Annotated in this window: 21 protein-coding genes; 8 read left to right on the top strand and 13 right to left on the bottom strand. The window is 57.8% G+C overall.

The annotated features are described in order from the left end of the window. The first annotated feature begins 62 nt into the window (after positions 1-62). The 5 genes from trkA (at position 63) to AC2TDA_RS12400 (ending at position 4,961) form a co-directional block, all read left to right on the top strand. A complete protein-coding gene (gene trkA / locus AC2TDA_RS12420) occupies positions 63-1,439 on the top strand; it encodes a Trk system potassium transporter TrkA (protein WP_480879444.1) in 1,377 nt (458 codons plus the stop codon). Then, positions 1,439-2,980 carry a TrkH family potassium uptake protein gene (locus AC2TDA_RS12415; protein ID WP_480879443.1) on the top strand — a complete coding sequence of 514 codons (1,542 nt, stop codon included), beginning with the start codon at positions 1,439-1,441 and terminating at the stop codon, positions 2,978-2,980. The genes trkA and AC2TDA_RS12415 overlap by 1 nt, the downstream gene beginning before the upstream one ends. A 130-nt stretch (positions 2,981-3,110) precedes the next feature. Next, a complete protein-coding gene (gene hfq, locus AC2TDA_RS12410) occupies positions 3,111-3,350 on the top strand; it encodes an RNA chaperone Hfq (RefSeq protein ID WP_005982826.1) in 240 nt (79 codons plus the stop codon). Further along, positions 3,350-4,621 (top strand): GTPase HflX, encoded by a 1,272-nt coding sequence (gene hflX / locus AC2TDA_RS12405; RefSeq protein ID WP_480848153.1) that lies wholly within the window; start codon positions 3,350-3,352, stop codon positions 4,619-4,621. The genes hfq and hflX overlap by 1 nt, the downstream gene beginning before the upstream one ends. Positions 4,622-4,652: 31 nt before the next feature. Continuing rightward, a complete protein-coding gene (locus tag AC2TDA_RS12400) occupies positions 4,653-4,961 on the top strand; it encodes a putative quinol monooxygenase (RefSeq protein WP_480848151.1) in 309 nt (102 codons plus the stop codon). 39 nt (positions 4,962-5,000) lie between these two features. Here the strand turns inward: AC2TDA_RS12400 and AC2TDA_RS12395 are convergent, their stop codons facing one another. From AC2TDA_RS12395 to hemB, 4 genes are all read right to left on the bottom strand, one after another. Continuing rightward, positions 5,001-5,396, bottom strand: a complete 396-nt coding sequence (locus AC2TDA_RS12395; protein WP_480848149.1) for a nuclear transport factor 2 family protein — start codon at positions 5,394-5,396, stop codon at positions 5,001-5,003. Between the two features lie 166 nt (positions 5,397-5,562). Beyond that, a complete protein-coding gene (locus tag AC2TDA_RS12390) occupies positions 5,563-8,028 on the bottom strand; it encodes a penicillin acylase family protein (protein WP_480879442.1) in 2,466 nt (821 codons plus the stop codon). 166 nt (positions 8,029-8,194) lie between these two features. Then, entirely contained in the window at positions 8,195-8,767 is a 573-nt protein-coding gene (locus AC2TDA_RS12385; protein WP_480848146.1) for a lipid-binding SYLF domain-containing protein, read from the bottom strand. A gap of 142 nt (positions 8,768-8,909) precedes the next feature. After that, entirely contained in the window at positions 8,910-9,908 is a 999-nt protein-coding gene (gene hemB / locus AC2TDA_RS12380; RefSeq protein WP_480879441.1) for a porphobilinogen synthase, read from the bottom strand. 120 nt (positions 9,909-10,028) lie between these two features. Here hemB and AC2TDA_RS12375 point away from each other — a divergent pair, with 120 nt between their 5' ends. After that, positions 10,029-10,556 carry a component of SufBCD complex gene (locus AC2TDA_RS12375; protein ID WP_480848142.1) on the top strand — a complete coding sequence of 176 codons (528 nt, stop codon included), beginning with the start codon at positions 10,029-10,031 and terminating at the stop codon, positions 10,554-10,556. Between the two features lie 18 nt (positions 10,557-10,574). Continuing rightward, a complete protein-coding gene (gene mfd, locus AC2TDA_RS12370; protein WP_480879440.1) occupies positions 10,575-14,030 on the top strand; it encodes a transcription-repair coupling factor in 3,456 nt (1,151 codons plus the stop codon). Here the strand turns inward: mfd and AC2TDA_RS12365 are convergent. From AC2TDA_RS12365 to AC2TDA_RS12345, 5 genes are all read right to left on the bottom strand, one after another. Continuing rightward, a complete protein-coding gene (locus AC2TDA_RS12365) occupies positions 14,027-14,704 on the bottom strand; it encodes an SH3 domain-containing protein (RefSeq protein ID WP_480879439.1) in 678 nt (225 codons plus the stop codon). The genes mfd and AC2TDA_RS12365 overlap by 4 nt on opposite strands. Continuing rightward, the gene (locus tag AC2TDA_RS12360; protein ID WP_480879438.1) at positions 14,701-16,365 is read right to left on the bottom strand and encodes a tetratricopeptide repeat protein; all 1,665 of its coding nucleotides are present in this window, start codon (positions 16,363-16,365) and stop codon (positions 14,701-14,703) included. Before AC2TDA_RS12360 ends, AC2TDA_RS12365 begins: the two co-directional genes overlap by 4 nt. 57 nt (positions 16,366-16,422) lie before the next feature. Next, positions 16,423-17,631: a multidrug effflux MFS transporter gene (locus AC2TDA_RS12355; protein ID WP_480848135.1), complete on the bottom strand. Its 1,209-nt coding sequence runs from the start codon at positions 17,629-17,631 to the stop codon at positions 16,423-16,425. 74 nt (positions 17,632-17,705) lie between these two features. Next, a complete protein-coding gene (locus AC2TDA_RS12350) occupies positions 17,706-18,365 on the bottom strand; it encodes a DsbA family oxidoreductase (RefSeq protein ID WP_480879437.1) in 660 nt (219 codons plus the stop codon). Beyond that, positions 18,362-19,879, bottom strand: a complete 1,518-nt coding sequence (locus AC2TDA_RS12345) for a class I adenylate-forming enzyme family protein (protein WP_480879436.1) — start codon at positions 19,877-19,879, stop codon at positions 18,362-18,364. Before AC2TDA_RS12345 ends, AC2TDA_RS12350 begins: the two co-directional genes overlap by 4 nt. Positions 19,880-19,944: 65 nt before the next feature. Between AC2TDA_RS12345 and AC2TDA_RS12340 the strand changes: the two genes are divergently transcribed. Continuing rightward, complete coding sequence (locus tag AC2TDA_RS12340) at positions 19,945-20,568, top strand: helix-turn-helix domain-containing protein (protein ID WP_480848129.1); 624 nt, start codon at positions 19,945-19,947, stop codon at positions 20,566-20,568. On the opposite strand, the gene AC2TDA_RS12335 is transcribed toward AC2TDA_RS12340, so the two are convergent. The 4 genes from AC2TDA_RS12335 to AC2TDA_RS12320 form a co-directional block, all read right to left on the bottom strand. Then, on the bottom strand, positions 20,565-20,792 hold the full coding sequence (locus AC2TDA_RS12335; RefSeq protein WP_480848127.1) for a hypothetical protein: 228 nt from the start codon (positions 20,790-20,792) through the stop codon (positions 20,565-20,567). The genes AC2TDA_RS12340 and AC2TDA_RS12335 overlap by 4 nt on opposite strands. Before the next feature lie 190 nt (positions 20,793-20,982). Then, the gene (locus tag AC2TDA_RS12330; protein WP_480848125.1) at positions 20,983-21,642 is read right to left on the bottom strand and encodes an aquaporin; all 660 of its coding nucleotides are present in this window, start codon (positions 21,640-21,642) and stop codon (positions 20,983-20,985) included. Next, the gene (locus tag AC2TDA_RS12325; RefSeq protein WP_480879435.1) at positions 21,639-22,115 is read right to left on the bottom strand and encodes an arsenate reductase ArsC; all 477 of its coding nucleotides are present in this window, start codon (positions 22,113-22,115) and stop codon (positions 21,639-21,641) included. The genes AC2TDA_RS12330 and AC2TDA_RS12325 overlap by 4 nt, the downstream gene beginning before the upstream one ends. A gap of 27 nt (positions 22,116-22,142) precedes the next feature. Beyond that, positions 22,143-22,967: an arsenate reductase/protein-tyrosine-phosphatase family protein gene (locus AC2TDA_RS12320; protein ID WP_480879434.1), complete on the bottom strand. Its 825-nt coding sequence runs from the start codon at positions 22,965-22,967 to the stop codon at positions 22,143-22,145. Positions 22,968-22,973: the final 6 nt, after the last annotated feature.

Raw genomic sequence — 22,973 nt, 5'->3', positions numbered from 1 at the left:
ATTCAATTGACCGCTTTAGGGGCATCTGTCATTCAAAGATTTCAGGCAGAAAGGCCAGGAACATGAAGGTCATCATTTGCGGCGCCGGTCAGGTCGGCTGGCAGATAGCGCGGCACCTGTCGAGCGAAATGAATGATGTGACGGTGGTTGATAACAACCCGGATCTGGTACGTCGCGCGACCGAAACGCTGGACGTGCAGGGGATTGCGGGGTTTGCCAGCTATCCTGACGTGCTGGACCGGGCAGGGGCTCGGGACGCGGACATGATCATTGCTGCAACCCACTCAGATGAAGTGAATATGGTCACCTGCCAGATGGCGCATTCAGTGTTCTCGATCCAGCGCAAGATTGCACGCTTGCGGTCGAAATCCTACCTGGAGGCGATCCATTCGGACCTCTACCGCCGGGATCACCTGCCCATTGATGTGGTGATCAGCCCTGAACGCGAGGTTGCTGCGGCCGCGATGCGCCGCCTGTCGGCCCCGTCCGCGTTCGACACCGAAATTTTCATGGATGGCAAGGCCCAATTGCTCGGTATTCGCGTGGATGAGGACTGTCCGATCGTGAATACACCTCTGCGGCAGCTGACCGATCTGTTTTCGACCCTGAGTTCGATCGTAGTGGGAATCCGCCGTGAGGGATCGTTGTTCGCGCCGGAATCCGAAGACCAATTGTTTGTCGGAGACGAGTGTTACGTCTTCACCAATGTGAAAGACGTCGACCGCACGATGGAAGTCTTTGGCAAGGCGCAGAAGAAACAGGATCGCGTCGTAATCGTCGGTGGCGGTAATGTTGGGCTTGAGGTTGCACGGACGCTTGAAGAGCGCGAAAGCCGGGTGCGTGCCAAGATCATCGAGCGGGATCGGAAATGCGCCGAGATCGCCGCCGAGACGCTGGAACGTACGATTGTTCTGAACGGGGACGGTCTGGACGCCGCCCTGCTGAACGAAGCCGGGATCGACCGGGCCGACGCGATGCTTGCAGTCACCGATGACGACCGGACCAACATGCTGGCAGCGGTTCGAGCCAAGGGTGAAGGGTGCGCGCTGGCCATCTCTCTTATCAATGACCCAAGCATGGTGGCGCTGATGGGGCCGCTTGGAATTGACGCCTATATCAACCCGCGCGCGACAACCGTCAGCTCGATCCTGCGCCATATTCGCCATGGCCGGGTACGGCAGGTCTATTCCATCGGGGACGCCGAGGCCGAAGTAATCGAAGCCGAAGTTCTTTCGACCTCTCCGATGGCGGGGCAGAAACTACGCGACATCGATTTCCCGGAAGGTGTACTGGTTGGGGCAGTGCGCAAGGGGGACGATGTCGTGCGCCCAACGGGCAGTCTGCGGATCGACGAAAAGGATGTGGTCGCCATCTTTGCGCTGGCCAAGGACGTGCCCGAGGTGGAACGCCTGATGCAGGTCTCCATCGATTTCTTCTGATGTTGCGGGCGAGAGGACAGCAGCAGATCGGATTTATGCGGCGCCTGCCGCTGCTCTTGCTGATCTGGGCCGTCGCCTCGTTGTCGATGTGGATTCCTGCCGTTTATGCGCTGACATTGGATGACCACGGAACGTCCCGGTCGTTCTTCTATTCGGGTCTTTTGGGTCTGTTTGTCGTTTCCCTCATCTCGTTGGCACTATTGAACCGGGAACCCCGCCACGGGACGCTGGGTCAACTGGCTGTGATGTTGTCTTCGTTTACCGTCTTGCCGTTGTTTCTGGCGATTCCGTTGCATGATGCCCTGGGTAATACCAGTTATTTGAATGCCTATTTCGATATGGTGAGCGCGGTCACAACAACTGGCGCGGATCTGTTTCCCGACCCCGCGCGCCTGACCGCACCACTGCATTTGTGGCGGGCTCTGGTCGGATGGCTGGGCGGTTTGCTGATGTGGATCGCGGCTGCGGCGATCCTTGCCCCGCTATCGTTGGGAGGGTTCGAGGTCACAGCGCGCGGGCAACCGGGGCGTCCGGTTTCGGGGGTGGCGCAGAGTGAAAAGATGGACCCGCGCGGGCATCTTCTTCGCGTAACCCGCACGCTGGCACCGGTCTACACCGGGTTGACAGTGGTGATGTGGATTTTGCTGCTAATCGCCGGTGAACAGGGGTTGACCGCGGTCTGTCACGCGATGTCCGTCATGGCGACCTCTGGCATTTCCCCGGTGGGCGGGCTTGAAGGTTCGACCGCAGGCATCACCGGCGAGGCCATCCTGTTCCTGTTTCTGTTCTTCGCGCTGTCCCGTCTGACTTTTTCAGCGGACACCGCGACGACCGGTTATGCCCGGTTGGACAAGGATCCCGAATTCCGGATCGGAGTACTAATTGTACTGGCGGTGGCGGCGCTGCTCTTTTTTCGCGTTCTGGCGGGCGTTGCTGAACTTGGGTTGCAGATCGAACTTGTTCAGGCGCTGCACGTCATATGGGGCATGGTGTTCACAGTGATGTCTTTTCTGACAACGGCCGGGTTTGAAAGCGCCAACTGGAACGATGCGCAACAGTTGTCGGGATTGGGCACCCCCGGATTGGTTCTGATGGGGCTAGCTTTAATCGGGGGCGGCGTGGCCACCACTGCCGGAGGGGTCAAGTTGCTACGGGTCTATGCGCTCTACCTGAATGGTAAGCGTGAGATCGACCGCTTGATCTATCCCTCATCCGTCAGCGGTGAGGGCGGCGGCAACCGTCGCATTCAAAGCGACGGCGCTTTCATTGCCTGGATCTTCCTGATGATGTTCGCACTTACATTGGGATTGTTCGATGTTTTGCTGGCCGCGACAGGCGTAGGGTTCGAGCAGGCGATGGTTCTGAGCGTCGCTACGCTAAGCACTACCGGCCCGCTGATCGAATTGGCCACAGACGTGCCTATCCGTTTGGTTGACCTGTCGGGCGGGGCCAAGCTCACACTGTGTGCCGCGATGATCATCGGTCGTCTCGAGACGCTTGCGATCATCGCATTGATCACTCCAACCCTGTGGCGGGATTGACCTGTCAACAGGCCATTGTGCTAACGCCTGATTTTTCATCTGGAATATCTGCGCGCGCCACTCCATACTCCGCAAGAGGGAGCGCGTTGGTCCGCAGCGCGTAGCAAGAACAATGGCGAGATAAAAAAATATGGCTTCGGACAGACAGAATCTGCAGGACGCGTTCCTGAATAATGTACGGAAAGCAAAAGTCCCGGTCACGATATTCCTGATCAACGGTGTAAAGTTGCAAGGCGTAATCACCTGGTTCGATAATTTCTGCGTATTGTTGCGCCGCGACGGACAGTCGCAGCTGGTCTACAAGCACGCGATTTCAACCATTATGCCATCGCAACCGATCAATCTGTATGAGGGCGAAGACGCCTCTTGATGGACCACGATAGGGCGCGCACCCGGGCTTGGGTGCTGCATCCCGAAATCAAATCTGATGAACAGCGCCGCGTTCCCGAACCAGCGCTGGAAGAGGCGGTAGCACTGGCTGTCGCTTTGCCCGATCTTGACGTGATCGGATCCGAGGTTGTGCGTCTTCCGCGTGCTCAGCCAGGCTTGTTGTTCGGCAGCGGTAAAATCGAAGAATTGGGCGAACGGTTCCGTGAGAATGAGATTGAACTGGTTCTGATCGACGGGCCGGTCACACCTGTTCAGCAGCGCAATCTCGAAAAGGCCTGGAAAGTCAAAATCCTCGACCGAACCGGGTTGATCCTCGAGATTTTCTCGGATCGCGCCCGCACCCGAGAAGGTGTGTTGCAGGTCGAGATGGCGGCGCTCAGCTATCAGCGTACGCGATTGGTACGGGCCTGGACCCACTTGGAGCGGCAGAGGGGCGGATTGGGGTTTGTCGGTGGTCCGGGGGAAACCCAGATCGAAGCGGACCGGCGCGCTATTGATGACCAACTGGTACGGTTGCGCCGTCAATTGCAAAAGGTGATCAAAACCCGGACGCTGCACCGTGCTGCACGCGCCAAAGTACCGTATCCGATTGTAGCTTTAGTAGGCTATACCAACGCTGGAAAATCCACTCTGTTCAACCGCCTGACCGGGGCCGAGGTGATGGCCAAGGACATGTTGTTCGCCACTCTGGACCCGACAATGCGACGGGTTGAGCTGCCGGACGGACCCGAGGTGATCCTGTCGGACACGGTCGGGTTCATCTCGAACCTGCCGACCGAGCTGGTCGCTGCGTTCCGCGCCACACTGGAAGAAGTTCTCGGCGCAGATCTGGTTGTTCATGTGCGCGACATAAGTCACGAGGACACTGATGCGCAGGCGAAAGATGTGGAAGCCATACTGGCTTCACTTGGTGTAGATGACGAACGCCCCCGTCTTGAAGTCTGGAACAAGATTGACCTGCTTGCACCCGACGAAATCACCGCTACGTTGGCCCGAACTGAGCGGGATCCGTCCGTCTTTGCCATTTCGGCAGTGACGGGTGAAGGGATTGACGCGCTTCTTTCTGAAATCGCTGTCAAACTGCAAGGCGTTCGCCACGAGGCTGAGCTGACCCTGGACTTTTCCGAGGGTAACAAACGCGCTTGGCTATTCCGGCAGGAAGTGGTCCGCTCGGAGGAGCAGACCGAAGAAGGGTTTGTCATCACGGTGTTGTGGACCGACAAGCAGGCGGCCAAGTTCGCCGCGCTGTAAGTTTTGCAGCATGGGTTGAGGGGGGATTTTGATGGCAAAACTCGACAGCGCAAAGGTGCGGTTGCAGGGGCATATTGTTGTACCGGATGATCGCCTTGCGGACGTGCGCGCAGCTTTACCCGAACATATCTCTCTGACCCGTAGCGAGCCGGGCTGTATCTTGTTCGAGGTGATCGAGGATTCGGACCAACCGGGACGTTTTATCGTGTCGGAAGTCTTTGAAAACCGTGCAGCCTTTGATGCGCATCAGACCAGGACCCGCGCGTCAGGCTGGTTTCGGATTACTGAAGGCATCGAACGCGAATATGAGATATTCACAGGCGCGGCTGATCCTGAGTAGGGTCACTTACCCGGCTTTTATCAGCGCAAATCGCGCAACTTATGAACCGTCGATCTGTTTCTGGTAATCGTCTGAATCGAACCAGCTCAGAGAAGATTGAACCTTGTGATCAGGCCCCAACTCCCATTCCTCCCAGCCACGGGTGACGACATGGTTGCCAGTTTGGGCATGGTGCCCTTCGAGCGTCCATACAAATATAGCGTGCGAACCGGCCCATCGTAACATATCGCACCGCACTTCGAGATCCGGAAATTCCGCGAATAAATTCCTTACCATCCCGGCAATAGCTTCGCGACCTTGCAATGGGTCACCCCGGTTGACGGTGAATTGACCATCCGTGGCAAAGAAAAAGGCAACTGCTTCGGCGTCGCCTGAACTCCACGCTATGGCATAGTCGCGCGCCAGATTGTTCAATGTGTCGCGAACGCTGCCCACGAGTTTCCCCCTCATTGTCAGTGCAGTAGCCTTGCGAATGCTATGCCAAAGCGCGCAAGGGCGTCCATGCCGGCGACAATGATGCGCGGATATCGGCTAAAACCTGACGGTCCGAGCAGTGTTGCATGGACATAGCCCCTCGGTCGACAGCTTTAGCCCAACGTTCTTACCGGGCAGGGATCAGGTTGGTGACACCAACTGCTGCTGCACGGGCGAGGTCTATATCCAACGACATCGGAATGTACTCACCGCGCCGCCACAGCTGGGCCTGATCGTCATAGTAACGCGACAGGAAATGGCCGGACTGCCCCGTGGCAGTGATGAAGACGCTGCTGTCAGGATCGGCAAAGTCATAGACACCGCGATATCCCGCGCCATGGACGTTTTGGAACGGGTCTTCACCTTCGCCAGATGTCCGACCCCGCAGCAGAGTATTGTCTCCACCGCTAGTCGATTGGCGGATATTCACGAAGAACCGCAACACCGGAACTTCGCCCAGAACCGGGTGGTCGTGCGTTGCCTGATGCGCGTCGCCCCAGCGCAGGGATTCCAAGGCACTGCCATAACGCTCGGATATCCAGATCAGTGCGTCGTCCAGCGCCAAACGCGACATGTCAGTGCAGGTTTCAACCGGTGCGCTTTGACGTACGTCACACCAGACTGACGCACCGTCGATGTCGCGATAAACCCGCTCGATGAACAACGGCTCGACATGCTTGAATTCACTGGCCAGTGGGCCAAGTTCATCCGAGATAAGGCGGATTTGCAACGCGCGTAGCCAGGCGGCATAGATCAACGGTTCCGGCAAGTGTTCGTTCATCTCGCCATTCCACTCGGCCAGAAGGCTCAGTGCGGTCTGGCGCTGACGTTCCAGCGTTCCTTCCGGGGCGGATTCGCCGGTGAACCAGAGGTCGGCGCCGATCAGGGGAAGCAGCGACCGGGCTGTAAAGCTGACGGTGTCAAGCTGAGCCTCGATAAAACTGTCGCGGGTATGAACCTCACGGGATTGCATCAGGCGTTCCCAGCGGTGCACGCGCTGCGTGTCACCCCATTCGTATGAGACGTGTTCAGGGAAAGGGCGGTCGATGATTTTGTTGTTGGTGTTTCCCAGAATGCCGCCCGCGGGGGCTACAAACTCGGGGTTATCCGAATAAGGAAGCCGCCCTTGCCAGCGGTTCCGCTCCAACCAGCCGGGTGTGGGGATGCGGCCACGGCTTTGATTGTTCAGGTCCCGTTTGGGCATTGCTCCGATCAGCTTCATTCCAATCGTGTCCTTGTCGACCAGCGAAAGGTTCTGTGATGGAGCAATGAAATCTTCAGCAACGGCAATTGCCTGCCGCACGGAATCGGCGTTCATCAGCGCCATCGACGCCGTCATTGATGTGTCGCGCGGGCTGAGCGCGCTCCAGGACAGCGAGGCGACATGACCCGGAGGCGTAATGGTACTCAGATCGTAATGAGTACCTGGCAAGACCGGTCCATTTTCCGTCCATCGAAGGGTTAATGTGATCGGGGCTTCGTCTTTGATCTCGATGATGGAGGGGCGCGTTTGAAACTCTTTGAACCCGTCCGGGGTCAGGTATTCTTCGGAGTTGTCGGGGTTCAGCCGCTCGATGTGTACATCCTGATCGTCCAGGTAGGACGAGGTCAGACCCCAGCCCAGTCGGTCGCTGCGCCCGGTCATGACAGCAGGAGCACCGGGGATGGTGGCACCGATGACTCCGCCTTTGGACAGTTCCAGCCGCGCCAGATACCATACGCCGGGGGCCGTGAAACCCAGATGAGGGTCATTGGCCAGCAAAGTGCCACCGCTGGCCGAGCGGGACGGGGCGGCGGACCACGCGTTTGAGGCCCCCGCCAGACCGCGCCGAGGGAACGGTGACAAGGGCGTCTCGGGCCAGCTTGTTCCTTCGGCGTAACGCGGCAGGCTTGGAAACAGAGAGGCATATTCGGGTAATGCGGCAATCCCTGGCCCGGGAACGTCCGGCAGGATATCGGCAAGGCGAGCCGGGTCGTTCAGCATAAGCGAAGTGCGGGCCCGAAGAACCTCATCTTCCAGGTGGCCTGACAGTTGCAAAGCCATCAGCTTGATTACGGCCAGGCTGTCGCCCGGCTGCCAGGGCGAAACAGGTGCGTTGAACAAGAACATCTCGGGCGCGCCGCGGCCCAGTGCTTTCTCGTTGATCTCGTCCAGCCGCGCGTTAACTCCGGCGGCGTAAGCGCGCAGGGCCGCCTTGGTATAGTCGTCCTGCACCTCAACTGATCGGTGCGCCAGACCGTACAGGTCGAACCGTCGCAGCAGCTTGTCGATATGCACTGTCCGCTGGCCAAAGATTTCAGACAGACGACCCTGTGCGGTGCGGCGCAAGACCGTCATCTGCCACAACCGATCCTGCGCGTGCGCGTAACCCAGTCCAAAGAATACATCGGGATCGTTCTGGGCCAGAACATGAGGCACATTGGCGGTGTCACGGACTATTTCGATCGGCGCAGTCAACCCTTTGACTTCAAGGGTTTGGTCGTAATTCGGCAGGGATTGGCTGGCAAGGAAATAGACCAGCCCAACGGCAGCCAGAACCAGTAAGATCAGCCCGGAGGTAATCCGTACCAGCCAGCGAAAGACAAGACCCATCCGTGCCCCACATATCCATTCAGTTTTCGTTTGGTCGCAGATTAGTGGATGCCCAGACCGACTGAAAGAGGATTACCCGCGTAAACCGCGTTGAAACAGGCCAAAAAACTTAAAACCCCGCCACATAACGCGGCGGGGTCCATCAGAGGGGAGTGGTAATTCGAATTTAAGGAATGATGCGTGTATACTTGATGCCTTCGACCGTCGCACCAAACAGCAAACCGGCTTGCCCAAATATTGCTGCCAACACCGGTTTCCGTAGCTCTGTCGTAGTGGTCGATATTGTGCTGCCGGTGGCATCAACGACGTATCCGATATCGGCGCCCGCGGTCCATCCGCTGGACCGGCGGAAATCGTTTAATGCATCTTCGGTCATGAAAAACAGAACATGCGCGTACTGCTGAGCGCCGATCTGCAAACCGGCCGAGCCTTTTACAGCGGAATAGTAGTCGACTGTCGCGCCCTGAATACGCAGCGCGCCTTGGCCAAAGCCGCCGCCAAACATAAACCCGGCTTCGGTGATAAGTGGCATGACCAGCATGCCATTGGCCTTGTTGGCGATTTCAACTGTGTTGGGGTACTTGCTGTACATTTCGTTCAGCGTCGCATCGACACGGGCGTCAATCGTCGTTGCGTTTGAATTGCCGACGCCGTTGCCGCAAGCAGCGGTCAGCGTCAGCCCGGCCATGCCAATGGCAAAGCCGCGACGGCTCAGTCGGGGGGTATTGGAACTGCTCATGTTTCCTGTCTCTGTAGATGTGCCTGAGTTGCCGGGTCATCCCGATCTTATCTGCAAGAATACGCCGATTGCCTGCCCATGTCACGGGAAAGCTGTCCTGCAGCGTAAAGCAATCGGCGAAAAATCGCGAAATGGCAGGGTTTTAGCCTTGAAGGATTCGGGCCACCTGCGGTGCGAAGTAGGTCAGAATGCCGTCGCACCCGGCACGCTTGAAGGCGAGCAGACTTTCAAGCATGGTCTTTTCGCCATCGATCCAGCCATTCTGAGCTGCCGCCTGGATCATCGCGAATTCACCCGAGACCTGATAGGCATAGGTTGGTGCACCAAAGGTGTCTTTGACCCTGTGGCAGATGTCCAGGTAAGGCATGCCAGGTTTGATCATCACCATATCGGCACCTTCGGTTAGATCGCGTTCGATCAGGCGCAGTGCTTCGTTCGAATTGGCCGGATCCATCTGATAGGTTTTCTTGTCGCCGGTCAGTGCGCCGGACGCGCCGACGGCATCGCGGAACGGTCCGTAAAAGGCACTGGCATATTTCGCGGCATAGCTCAGGATCATAACATTGTGATGCCCAGCCTTCTCCAACGCCGTCCGCATCGCACCGATCCGCCCGTCCATCATATCGGATGGTCCGATGATATCCGCGCCGGCCTCGGCCTGCGCAAGTGTCATCTTTACCAGTGCCTCGACAGTCTGATCGTTCACGATCTCTCCGTCCACGACGTAACCGTCATGGCCGTTGATGTTGTATGGGTCCAGCGCGACGTCTGTCATCACGGCAATATCCGGGGCTGCTTCCTTGACCGCCCGGATCGCGCGGTTTGAAAGGTTGTCCGGGCTCCAGGCTTCGGCGCAGTCTTCGGTCTTCAGGGACGGATCTGTATATGGAAAAATGCAGATCGCCGGAATTCCCAGCGCCTGCGCCTCGACTGCGGCCTTGGCGATCAGATCGACCGAACGGCGCATCACTCCGGGCATTGAAGCTACGGGTTCCTCGATCCCCTCGCCATCGCGCACAAAGACGGGCCAGATCAAGTCGTCAGTTGTCAATGTGTTTTCTCGCACCAGCCCTCGGATCGCCTGCGATTGACGAGCCCGGCGAAATCGGGCGAGGGGATAGGGGGCGATGGTCGGTTTCATTGCGCGCTCTCCTTGAACATTCGCGCATTGGGTGGCATGAATTCTCCGTGGTCTCAAGGGTACCAATGGACGCGTCAGCGCGATGTAAGGCCCCAAGGACAGTAAACAAAGGGCTGGCGCTTGGACTTTTACTCTTCGATCTTCGAAATCATTGATATGCGCAGCTTTTCGAACCTGTGGTACTGGATCGGGTTGGCCGTGTTGTGGTCATCCGCGAGCCACTGGACGATCGGGGTTCCATATGACTTGGTGGTTCGGGCGCGGCGCGTGGGTGGCCAGACAGAACAGGATCTGCTGGATATTGTACGCATCAATACGAACCGGTTGCTTTATATCACGGATGTTTCCGGTCTGGTCATCATGGCGCTGTGCTGTTTCATTTTTACCGGAATGGCGACGCTGGGGTTTTATTATGAAGTGGAATTTGCGCAGGCCGTATTCCTGCTGCTGTTTCCCTTGTGTTTCGTCGCTTTGGTGAATATTACGGCCGCCCGGCGGTTGAAACGACAGGAAGCGACGTTGGAGATCGTGTCGAAAACTCTGACACGCTGCCGGATTTACACTCAGCTCATCGGCATGGTGTCGATACTGATCACGTCGCTTTGGGGTATGTACCAGAACTTTTCGATCGGCGTTCTGGGCTGGTAAGAACGAAAGGGCGCGGCGATGCAGGCTCCGAACCACGTAACAGTTGGCGGTGCCCCCGAAGGGTTTGACGCACAGCTTGTGCTGAAAGAAATCGCGCGCTCTGGCGGACCGGTCTGTCACGTTGCACGCGACGACAAGCGGATGGAGGCAATGCGCGCCGCGTTGACCTTTTTTGCGCCCGACATGCCCATCTTTGTATTTCCCGGCTGGGACTGCCTGCCTTACGATCGGGTATCGCCAAACGCGGATATTTCCGCTGCGCGCGTTGCCACGTTGGCGGCGTTTGTCCACCAAATGCCGACACAATTCGTTCTGCTGACCACGCTGAACGCGGCGACTCAGCGCGTACCGGCGCGCGACGTATTGCGTGAGGCCGCCTTTACGGCTCGGGTAAATCACCGCATCGACGAAGACGCCCTGCGCGGTTTTCTGGTCCGTATGGGGTTCACACAAAGCCCGACGGTCATGGAGCCTGGTGATTACGCGATCCGGGGCGGGATCATCGACATCTTCCCACCAGGCGAAACGGGACCGGTGCGTCTTGACCTGTTCGGAGATGTGTTGGATGGCGCACGCCGCTTTGACCCGGTATCGCAGCGCACGACCGAGAAGTTGGAAATTGTTGAACTTGCACCCGTGTCCGAGGTCATTCTGGATGACGCTGCGATCACCAGATTTCGACAGAATTACCGTATCGAATTTGGGGCGGCAGGAACGGATGATCCGCTCTACGAAGCAGTAAGCGCGGGCCGCAAGCATCAGGGCATTGAGCACTGGCTACCGTTTTTCCACGAAAAACTCGAGACGCTGTTTGACTACCTGCCGGGTGCTACGATCTCGCTGGACGATCAGGTTACGCCTGCGCGGCTGGCCCGCTGGGACAGTATCGAGGATCAATACGAAACCCGGCGTCTGGCGCTGGAAAACCGTTCGCGGATGGATACGGTCTATAAACCCACGCCGCCGGGACTGCTTTACCTTGATGATGCGGAATGGGAACAGGCCGTGGGCGACCGCCGGGTGATGCAGTTCAGCCCTCTGCCACAGGCTAGCGGGCCCGGTGTGATCGACGCAGGGGGGCGGATCGGCCGCAACTTTGCCCCGGAGCGCCAGCAGGAAAGCATCAGTCTGTTTGGCGCCTTGGCCAGCCATATCCAGGGTAAGCTGGACAAAGGGCCGGTTTTGATTGCCTCTTATTCCGAGGGCGCCCGTGAACGCCTGACCGGGTTGATCGAGGATGAAGGTCTGGCCGAGGCCATTCCTGTCCCGAACGGCACCCGAGTTGGCAAGCGCGGTTTGCATCTTGCTGTCTGGGCGCTGGAGCACGGTTTTGAAACCTCTGATCTGACGGTGATTGCGGAACAGGACGTTCTGGGGGACCGTTTGATCCGCCAGCCCAAGAAACGCCGCAAGGCCGAAAACTTCCTGACCGAGACTCAGTCTCTTAGCCCTGGTGATCTGGTTGTTCACGTCGATCATGGAATCGGACGTTATATCGGCATGGAGGTCGTGACGGCAGCAGGCGCGGCCCACGAATGTTTGCTGCTGGAATACGCGGAGCAGGCAAAACTTTACCTACCAGTCGAAAATATCGAGCTGCTGTCGAAATACGGTCACGACGAAGGTCTGCTGGATCGTCTGGGCGGTGGTGCATGGCAGGCAAAGAAAGCCAAGCTCAAGGAACGTATCCGCGAGATGGCGGATAAGCTTATTCGCATCGCTGCTGAGCGCGCATTGCGTAAGGCTCCGGTCATGGACCCACCGCCCCACGCGTGGGAGGAATTCAGCGCTCGTTTCCCATATCAGGAAACCGACGACCAGCTGCGCGCTATCGCGGAAGTGATGGAAGACATGCATTCCGGCGCGCCGATGGATCGCCTGATTTGCGGAGACGTGGGTTTCGGCAAAACCGAGGTTGCTATGCGTGCGGCCTTTGTTGCGGCCCTGTCAGGAGTTCAGGTAGCAGTCGTGGCGCCAACAACATTGCTGGCTCGTCAGCATGCGGCGTCTTTTAAAGAACGCTTTCGGGGTTTTCCCCTGGAGGTTCGGCAGCTTTCGAGGTTTGTCTCCGCGAAAGAGGCGCAGCAAACCCGTGATGGGTTGGCGCGCGGTACAGTTGATATCGTCATTGGCACCCATGCGTTGTTGGCCAAAGGAATTCGATTCAACAACCTCGGCCTGCTGGTTATCGACGAAGAGCAACACTTCGGTGTGGCGCACAAAGAGCGCCTGAAGCAACTACGCTCGGACATCCATGTTCTGACCTTGACGGCAACACCGATCCCTCGGACGTTGCAACTCAGCCTGACTGGCGTACGCGATCTGTCGATCATCGGTACACCGCCCATCGACCGTCTGGCGATCCGCACCTATGTCAGCGAGTTCGACGCGGTGACCATTCGCGAGGCGCTGCTGCGTGAACATTATCGCGGCGGGCAAAGTTTCTATGTTGTCCCGCGTATCTCGGACCTGCCCGAGATTGAGGAATTCCTGAAAGAGCAACTGCCAGAGCTGACTTACATGGTGGCTCATGGGCAGATGGCTGCAGGCGAGCTCGACGACCGGATGAACGCCTTCTATGACGGCAAGTATGACGTTCTGTTGGCCACTACGATTGTGGAAAGCGGGTTGGATATTCCGACGGCGAACACGATGGTCGTACATCGGGCTGATATGTTCGGTCTGTCGCAGCTCTACCAAATCCGAGGACGCGTGGGACGGTCGAAAACCCGTGCCTATGCATACCTGACGACCAAACCGCGACAGAAGCTAACCGCCACGGCCGAAAAACGACTGCGCGTATTGGGTTCACTGGACACGTTGGGCGCAGGGTTCACACTTGCCTCGCAAGACCTCGACATTCGCGGTGCGGGAAACCTGCTGGGCGAAGAACAGTCCGGACAGATGCGCGATGTGGGGTATGAGCTTTACCAATCGATGCTGGAAGAGGCGATCGCCAAGATCAAAGCCGGCGAGATGGAAGGGCTGTCGGATGCCGATGACCAATGGGCGCCGCAGATCAATCTGGGCGTCCCCGTTCTGATCCCCGAAGACTACGTGCCCGATCTGGATGTGCGTCTGGGGCTGTATCGCCGCCTGTCGTCGCTTTCGACCAAGGTCGAACTGGAGGGGTTTGCCGCCGAACTGATCGATCGTTTCGGAACGTTGCCGAAAGAGGTGAACACGCTGATGCTGGTCGTCCGCATCAAGGCGATGTGCAAGCGTGCGGGGATTGCCAAGCTGGATGGCGGGCCGAAGGGGGCGACAATTCAGTTCCACAATGACAAATTTGCGTCGCCTCAGGGGCTGGTCGATTTCATCCAGAACCAGCGTGGCCTCGCCAAGGTCAAGGACAACAAGATTGTCGTTCGTCGCGACTGGAAAAAGGACAGCGACAAGATCAAGGGCGCCTTTGCCATCGCACGCGATCTGGCTGAAAAAGTGATCGCCGAGAAGAAAAAGGCGAAAGCCTAGTCGCCGGTGACAAAGGTGCAGAGTTGCCAGTTACCAATTTCCGATTTCACGAACGCAGCACGATAGCCAACCATCGACCATAGAAAATCGCGGTGCATAAAGCCCGCGGTACCGTCCGTCAGGCGTACCTGTTGGTATTCAAGGTCAGGCTGGTAGTCAGGAATGATCACGACCTCATGGCTGATCTGCCCCAGAATCGCATCGTTCCGGGATGGGCCTTGCCGCAGCGAAACGTTTTCACCGACCACGAAAAAAGCGGTGAAAGGATCCAGCGATGCAGGCAACGTGATCTGCCATTGGTGCGGCATCCAGAACTCACCCTGATCGTCGAAATATCCGGGCTGAGACAAAGTAGTTTGCAAAGCGTTCCAGAACGTCTCACGCAATTCATCGGCTTCGGATCGGAACTCTTCGGTCAGAGTTTCCGGGGGAACCGTCAGATTGATGCGGAATTCCTCAGGGCCGCCGTTGCTGCCGTGGCTTAGATAAATGTCGGGGCAGGCTGAGGCGACAAGGAATTCTGTGTCACGGGCTTTGATCCGCTCCAGCAGTTCAGCCCGGAACGCGACCAGTGACGAATCCTGCGCCGCCTCATCCACCGGAGGGAAGTTTTGCCGCTGGGCGAGGGCGGGGCCGCCGATCAGCAAGGCCAGAAAGATGAGGACAAGCTTCATTCGGCCGCCTTCATCGCTGCCTGAGCGCAGAAACAAGAGGCGCCAACCGCGCGATCAGCACGTGCCAGAGCCAGATCCAGCCTTTGCTCGATCTGTTTTGTTTCAATGGCTTCGCCGCGCGCCTTCAAGCAATCATGCAACCCCTTGAGACTCCAGACATTGTCGGGGTGAATGGAAGCTCGGCTTAGGGTGCCGCCCAGTCCCAGATCTTCGCGATAGACCTCTTCGGCCTCAGACACGTGTCCTTGTTCGAAAAGCAATGCGCCCAGTGCGTGGCGCGTCGGCTGCATCCAGCCCCATGGTTCGTCATATGGCAAAGTATCGTCCAATTCGACTGATCGGCGCAGATGGGCAAAGGCCATTTCGTAGTTCCCTTTGCGATATTCGATCTCGCCCCGCAGCATTTCAGCTGCGATTTCAAGCAGATCAATGACGCGGTTATTGTGAAGCCTGCGCGTCTCCGGAACGCAGGTTTTGGCGGCTAGGAACAGGTTCTCCTCGGCTTCGGCCTCGGCAATCTGCCCCGTCGCTGCAAAGGCGACGGCACGGGCATAGTGCGTGGTGGCCGTCAGGGTGCGGTACAGGTCCGGGTCGGATGGCAGCCCCAACTTTTTGGCTTCTTCCCACCTGCCAAATCGGATCAGAATATGCGGACCCATGGACATGTAGCTTTCGAAGTAGTCCGCCATCGGCGGGCTTTCGATGCGCAGCATTTCTTCGGGCGTTGTATCCCACAGACCCTGATTGGCACGCAATGCAGGCTCTATCTGGCCCAGAAACAGAGCGCCGTAGATGGCGAAGTGATAGTTATGCTGGCGGTAACCGGTGTAGATGTTGAACGCGCCCTCGCGTTCGTAATATTTCAGATCGGCTTCGGTCGCCTTGGCGTTCCAGTAAGTAACGTTGTGATAATGGCCGCACAGAACGTCGATGTGCGTCGGCATGTGCACCAAATGGCCAGCATCCGGCACCAGTGTGCGCAATATGTCCCCGGCTTGCAGTGCCTTTTCCGGCGTGGGTGACATCTCCATCAGATGAACATAGAGGTGCAAAAGACCAGGATGGGTCAAAGCGTCGGAGTCGTTGGCCATAGCCCATTCCAACGCCTCTTGTGCCTCCAGTGTTGCAGCGTCTTCAGCGGGCTGACCGGTTTGCAGGTTCCACATCTGCCACGGAGTAAGGTTCAACAGGGCCTCGACAAAGACTGTTCGCAGATCCAGGTGATCGGGTTGTTCCGCAAAAGCTGCGCGCATGGCGTCGGCGAAGTCATAATCCCACTTGTGCATGTCCGGGACCGGTTCCCGCTGCGGATAGCGCGCAGGCAGGGCGTGGATCAGGGCCTGCTCGACGGGCGTGCCACGCTCTGCCAGAGCCAGGGCCTTCTGCGTCGCGTCAAATGCTGTGGCCAACGACTTTGTCTGGCCTTGATCGTCGCGCAAATCCCAGGGCAGGTTGTAATTCGGGCCAGCAGCATAAGCGATGCCCCAATGCGCCATGGCGCAGTCAGGATCAAGCTCTGCGGCGCGCTGAAAGCAGGCGACGGCTTCATCGTGATTATAGCCGTAGGTCCAAACCAGACCACGGTTAAACCAAATTTGAGCTTCAGCCGAGGATGTCGTCACCGTACAGGAATACGTACCGAGATCGTAATCATAACTCATTGAAATCCTCCCCTCGAATTGAGGGTAGGTTAGCGCGTTTCGACAAGGCTGGACAGATCAGGCGAGTAGTCTGTTTTCGATCCGACCCATATGCAGCATGAGGCCGAAGGCGACGATGCACATAGTCAGAATACCTGCTGTCAGCGGAGCTATGGATCCGTCAAACAGAAGGCCCACCGGAGCGGCAATGGCGGCTGCCAGAACCGTGGATATCGATCCGATTACCGAGGCCGCCATACCCGCGATGTGGCCCATCGGCTCCATCGCGATGGCGTTCAGATTGCCCATGGTGACGCCTGCCATAAAAAACACGGTTGTTTGCCAAAAGACGAACAACGCAAAAGAACCCTCGGGTGTAAGGTCAGCCATACTCAGCACGATGACAGCCGACGTGATCAGGATTTGACCGCCCAGCGCCCAGGTCACAATGCGGCGCATGCCTACCCGGACAACAACCGCTGCGTTCAGCAAGCTGGCAGAGCCAGACATCAGCGCCACAAAGCCGAACCAGAATGGGAAGCTTTCGGCGCGGTCATGCACCACGTCATATACCGGTTGCACCATGGTCAGCATGGTAAACAACATCCCCATACACAGTGTCTGAACCAGAATGGACAGCCGTACGGTGGGGTGGGCAATCATTTCCTGCACGGCGGCGACCATCAAAGGCAGGCGAAACGGACGGCGGTTTTCTGGTGCCAGAGACTCGGGCAGGCGTGCGGTCATCCAAAGGACAACGATGAGTGCAAACAAAATGAACGAGATAAAGATGCCGCGCCAGCCAAACAGTGCGATCACACCCGCGCCCAGCATTGGCGCGATGGCGGGAACCAGCGTGAAGATCATCATGGCAATCGAAACAATGCGCGCCATTTCCCGACCAGAGTAGAGATCCCGAATAATGGCCATCGCGACAACACGCGGACCCGCGGCACCCAGACCCTGAACGACACGCGCCGCCAAAACCAGCTCGAGCGAGGAACTGGCCCATGCGACCGCCGAGGCCAGAATGTACAGTGCAACCCCGCCATAGATTACTGGCTTGCGCCCGATTGCATCTGAGATGGGTCCTGTGAAAAACGTGCCGATTCCCATACCCAGAACAAATGAAGTCAGGATCAGTTGTGCCTTATTCAAGTCGTTCGGGCTTAGCTGCGCGCCAATTTCGGGCAGCGCAGGTAGCATGGAATCGATCGAAAATGCGATAGTCGCGAACATCATCGCGATCAGGGCGACAAACTCACCCCGAGACATGCGATTGGCCATGTGAGACTCCTTCCCACTGGCGCTATCACGACCAGACAGGTTGAGCTAGGTGGGAAAATGCACAGGGATATGTGCTATTCTGCAGGGGAAGCCTCAATCTGAGACATGATTTCGGCGATCACTTTAGCCCAAAGCTCAGGCGGTTGCGCACCGGGCACGGCGTGCTGGTTGGCAACGATGTAAGTCGGGACTGAACTGATACCCATTTGGCGTGAATGGCTGTCGCGGTTGCGTATGTCTTCGCGATCTGCGTCTGATTTCAACAGTTTCTGTACCACAGCTGCATCCATCCCCACGCTGTCGGCGATGTCGGCCAGAACCTCGTGCTGGCCAATGTCGCGGGCTTCGACGAAATAGGCATTGAACAGGGCATCCACGACATCGTTCTGCTTTCCCTCGATTCCGGCCCAGTGAATCAGGCGATGTGCATCAAGCGTATTCGGAGTGCGCTTCATACCTTCGAAATCAATCTTGAGCCCTGCATTCTCGGCATGTTCGACCACCGGGGTATAGGCGCGTACCGCTCCGTCTTTACCCCCGAATTTGCTTTCAAGATATTCCCGCCGGTCCATACCGGCATCCGGCATGTCGGGGTTCAGCTGAAAGGGGTGCCATTCGATCACGAACGGGTGGTTCGGCACATCCGCCAACGCCTTGTCCAGATGCGTCTTGCCGATATAGCACCACGGGCAGATCGGGTCGGACATAATGTCGAGTTTCACGGTCTGGGTCATTCGGACGTCGCCTTGAAATAGGCCGGCAGGGCGCGGCGCAGGAGTTTGCCATTGCCACCGGTGGGCAGGGCGGGCAGGTGAACAAAAGCGCGCGGTTGTTTGTAGCGCGCCAGATTGTCGGACACATAGGACCGTAAGGTGCTTTCGTCCAGTTTTTCCGGGCCGGTGTAAAAGGCCGCAATCACATAGGTGTCGGGTTTGACCTCGACAGCGGCGGCGCCGACTTGTGCAATGCCGGGGTGACGGGACAGCACGGCCTCGACTTCGACCGGAGAAACCCGGTATCCGCCTGCGTTCATCATGTCGTCGGCCCGACCCAGATAGGTGATCTGCCCATCGACGGCCATTGCTCCCTGATCCCCGGTCAAAAACCAGTTACCCTGCATCCGCGACTGCGCCTCGTCCGGGGCGTTGAGATAGGTCAGCATCATCCCGGGATCGTCGCGGTGGACAGCAATTGTGCCTTCCTGGCCTTGGGGCACAGGGCCATCAGGGCTCAAGATTGCCACGCGGCGACCGGGCTGAGGCTGCCCCAGCGACTCTCCTCGTGCCGGATGGGCCGGGCTGGACGAAATGAAGGTCGAACATTCAGACATGCCATAGGCTTCATAAAGTTCGGTTCCTGTCGCCTGAGTCCAATGCTCATGGAGAGGGCGGGACAGCTTTTCCCCAGCGCAAAGACCATGACGGAGATCAGGCAGGGCGGGCAGCTGTGGTTGTTGCAGGACTTTGCGAAAGACACCCGGAGCAGCGGCAAAGATCGAGGCCTTGTGTTGGTGCAACAGTGCCGGAAGGTCGGCTAGGTCCGTGCCCGGTTCTGGGATCAGAGCGGTTGCACCGATGGTCCAGGGATCCATCAACCCGGTGCCCAGTGTGTAAGTCCAGTTAAACGCACCCGCGTGACACAGCCGATCACTTTCGCGCAAGCCATACCAGCCATCTACCATCATCTGTCGGGCCCAAATCGCCCGGTGGGCATGGGCCACGGCTCGCGGGCTGCCTGATGTACCGGAAGTATAGACTACGTAAGCCAACCGGTTCGGATCGCCGATTGCAAACTCGGCTGGCGGCAGATCGCGCATTGAGATCAGCTGATCCAACCCGATTTTCATCGGGTGTGGTGCACAGGCGATGGACGGATCATGTAGTATTGCCGCGGGTGACAGGTCCGAGATCATCCGGGCCGTTTCCGGTTCGGTCAATTGCGCCGAAGTCGGCACCGGGACAATCCCGACTGAAATTGCCCCCAGATAAGCGATCGGAAATTCCACTGAATTGCCCAGCCGCATCAACACAATGTCGCCGGGGCGCAGGCCGGCCCGCAGCAATCCTGTGCCCGTGCCTAGAATTGCAGATTGCAACGCGGCAAAGCTCCAATCTTGGGTGCCGTGCGGGCTCAGGATAGAAAGGGCAGTCTTTGTCGGAAGGTTTGCTGCATGACGCAGGACATGTGCCGCCATGTTGAACGGCGCAGGGCAGGGCGGTGGTGGGCCTTGATCGAAAACTGACAGCATGCCGACTGGCTATCGTGGCAGCTGACGCGTTGCAAGCGCGCCACGCTGGCCCTATAGAGTTGCACATGACTTCGAGCGACCCGAAATCCCTGATCCGCATCGCCCGCGACAACGGCGTCGATACCCATGTCGAACCCTTGGATCTCGGCGCGCGGGTACGCGAGCTGCGCAAGGCACGCAACTGGACGTTGGAACAGGCGGCAAGTCAGGCCGGTTTGGCGCGGTCGACCCTCAGTAAAATTGAAAACGGGCAAATGTCGCCCACCTATGAAGCGCTCAAGAAGCTGGCGATCGGGCTGGAAATCTCGGTGCCTCAGCTATTTACAGCACCGCAGCGCGATCAGGTGATCGGTCGCATGGCAGTGACGAGAATGGGTGCCGGGACAGCCCATGCCACTACGACATATGAACATGAATTGTTGGCCGATACGCTGACGAAAAAGCAGATGCTACCTTATCGCGCCCGCGTCCGGGCTCGATCAATGGACGAGTTTGACGGTTGGGTTCGCCATGATGGCGAAGAGTTCCTGTATGTTCTGACTGGAATCGTGCGGTTGTACACGGAATTCTATGAACCAGTGGAAATGCGCCGTGGTGACAGCGCTTATTACGATGGCAGTATGGGCCACAACGTCATTTCCGTAAGCGACGAGGACGCGACGATCCTTTGGGTCACGTCACTTACCTAAAGCCGATTGGCTTCGCGGTTTAGTGACTCGGTAAAAAGAAAATCTTCAAGCTCTTCGCGCGCTTCGTTCACGGTCAGATGGTGGCGTTCGGCAAGATAGGCTTCAAACTGTTTGCGGTCATCCCGCACGCGCGCCATATCCTTGTCGCGCAGGTTTGGGAACCTCCGTTTTGCGCGCGCGTATGACGCGCCCCAATCTTGCGTCAGATCAGCCCAGTTCAACATCTGCGAGCCTTCCTATGTTCCAGTTTCAGGACTGCTCTCCCCCCAAACAGGGTACGTAGGAGTTGGCGACTCTGCGGACATGACAAAATGTCGCATCCTGACGTTACGTAATAGGCGCACAAAAAAACCCGCTGCGGCGATACCGCAACGGGTGGACGGACCTGCTGTTAAGTGAGTGGCGGCCGGTCCGTTACGTCTCGGGCCTGAACAACCAGTTCAGAACTATGTGCCCGATAAACACAGCAATAATCTGCATCACGATGAACATCGGAATGTGCGCAGGGTATATGCCTGCGAACGTATCCGTAAACCCTCTAGCGATGGTCACTGCCGGATTGGCAAAACTTGTGGAGGATGTATACCAGTATGCCCCTGTGATATAGAGGCCCACTAGGGCTGGTACCGTGTCCGGTTTGTGCCGAATTCCGCCGAAGATCACGAACAGCAGTCCCAGCGTGGCGATGATCTCGGAAAACCACTGGTGCGATCCGGTGCGGTGCAAGGTTTCCGATGTCTGTAGAATCGGCAGGTCGAACATATAGTGGCTAGCCCAAACGCCCACGATCCCGCCGGCGATCTGCATAACCATGTATGGGGCAACCGCGCGCCAAGGGTGTTCGCCGCGCAAGGCAAAGGCCAGTGTGACGGCGGGGTTGAAATGCGCGCCCGAAACAGGACCCAGAGTGGTGATGATGGCATAGAGCATGCAGCCTGTGGCAATTGCATTGGCCAGCAGGGCAAGCGCGATGTTCCCACCTGATAATGTCTGCGCCATTATCCCGGACCCGACGACACCGATCAGCAGAAAAGCGGTGCCCAGAAACTCGGCAAAATACTGGCGGGCGTTCATTGAAGGTCTCCGATACGTTTGAGTTGTGTGGTCAGATCGTCGCTGTCCATAGTCTCGACAGGCAGATCCAGCAGGGCGGCGGCGCGGCGGCCTAAAATGGCATAAGCCGTGCAAAAGGCGTCGTCCCAATCGGATTCCGAGGCCGCCGCAGGATCTTCAACACCCCAATGGGCGCGCACGGGGGCGCCCGGCCAGACAGGGCAGGTTTCCTCGGCGGCTGATCCGCACACGGTGATCACCACGTCCATTCTGGGCGCATCTTCAGCCGCGAATTCATCCCAGCTTTTAGAGCGGGCACTCGATAAGTCATGCCCCTTGCTTTCCAGCAGGGCCAGCGATTGGGGGTGCACTTTACCGGCCGGATTCGAACCTGCGGAATAGGCGTGTACGCGCCCCTTGCCGGTGTGGTTGAAGATCGACTCCAGCAAGATCGACCGGGCGGAATTGCCGGTGCACAGAACCAGTATGTTCATAGTGATGCGTCCTTGGATTGGCTGTGGTTATTTGGCCATTCGGCCAATGTCATCTACCTTGTGTTGTAATGATATACGATCGAGCGTTTCGAATGGCAGGCTGACAAAGGCAGTGATCCGGTTGCGCAAAAGCCCATAGGCCTGCTGAAAGGCCAGATGTTTTTGCGCCGCTGTGCCTTCAGCTTTGACCGGGTCGGCAAGACCCCAATGGGCGCTTATGGGTTGGCCAGGCCAGGTTGGGCAGGCCTCGTTGGCGGCGTGGTCGCAGACGGTAAAGACGAAATCCATCACCGGGGCGTCCTCTGCCGCGAACTCATCCACGATTTTTGATCTCAGGTCGGCGGTCTCATGACCTTTTTGGCGCAGCAGCTTCAATACATCGGAATTGGGCTGGCCTGACGGGGCGGTTCCCGCGGAAAAGGCGCGGAACTTTCCGTTGCCTTCGGCGTTCAGTATGCTCTCGGCCATGATCGAACGGGCCGAATTGCCGGTGCAGATGAACAGCGCATTAAGCGTGCGGTCTGGGCTGGTCATGATTGGATCTCCGGAGGTTTGCAGACACAAATCGGGACGGTTCTGACAGCAATTCCCCAGCAGCTCTCCAAACAGGTCGCGAACGGCGGGAAGATTTGCTGAATAGTGCAGAAACGTTCCCGTACGCGACTGAACGATCAGATCAGCCGATTTTAGAGCATTGAGGTAGGTTGATGTCGTATTTGGCTTCAGCGCCAGTGCGTCGGCGATCTCACCGGCGGGCACTGAATCCGGGTAGCGGCGCATCAACAGCTGGAACAGGTCCAGCCGTTTGGGATGCGCCAAGGCGCCAAGTTTTTCATGAATCGTTATTTCCATAATTCA

The sequence above is a fragment of the Ruegeria sp. HKCCD6426 genome (assembly GCF_057221115.1).
Note: the sequence above shows the minus strand (reverse complement) of the source record. Positions and strands in the feature narration are given on the sequence as shown.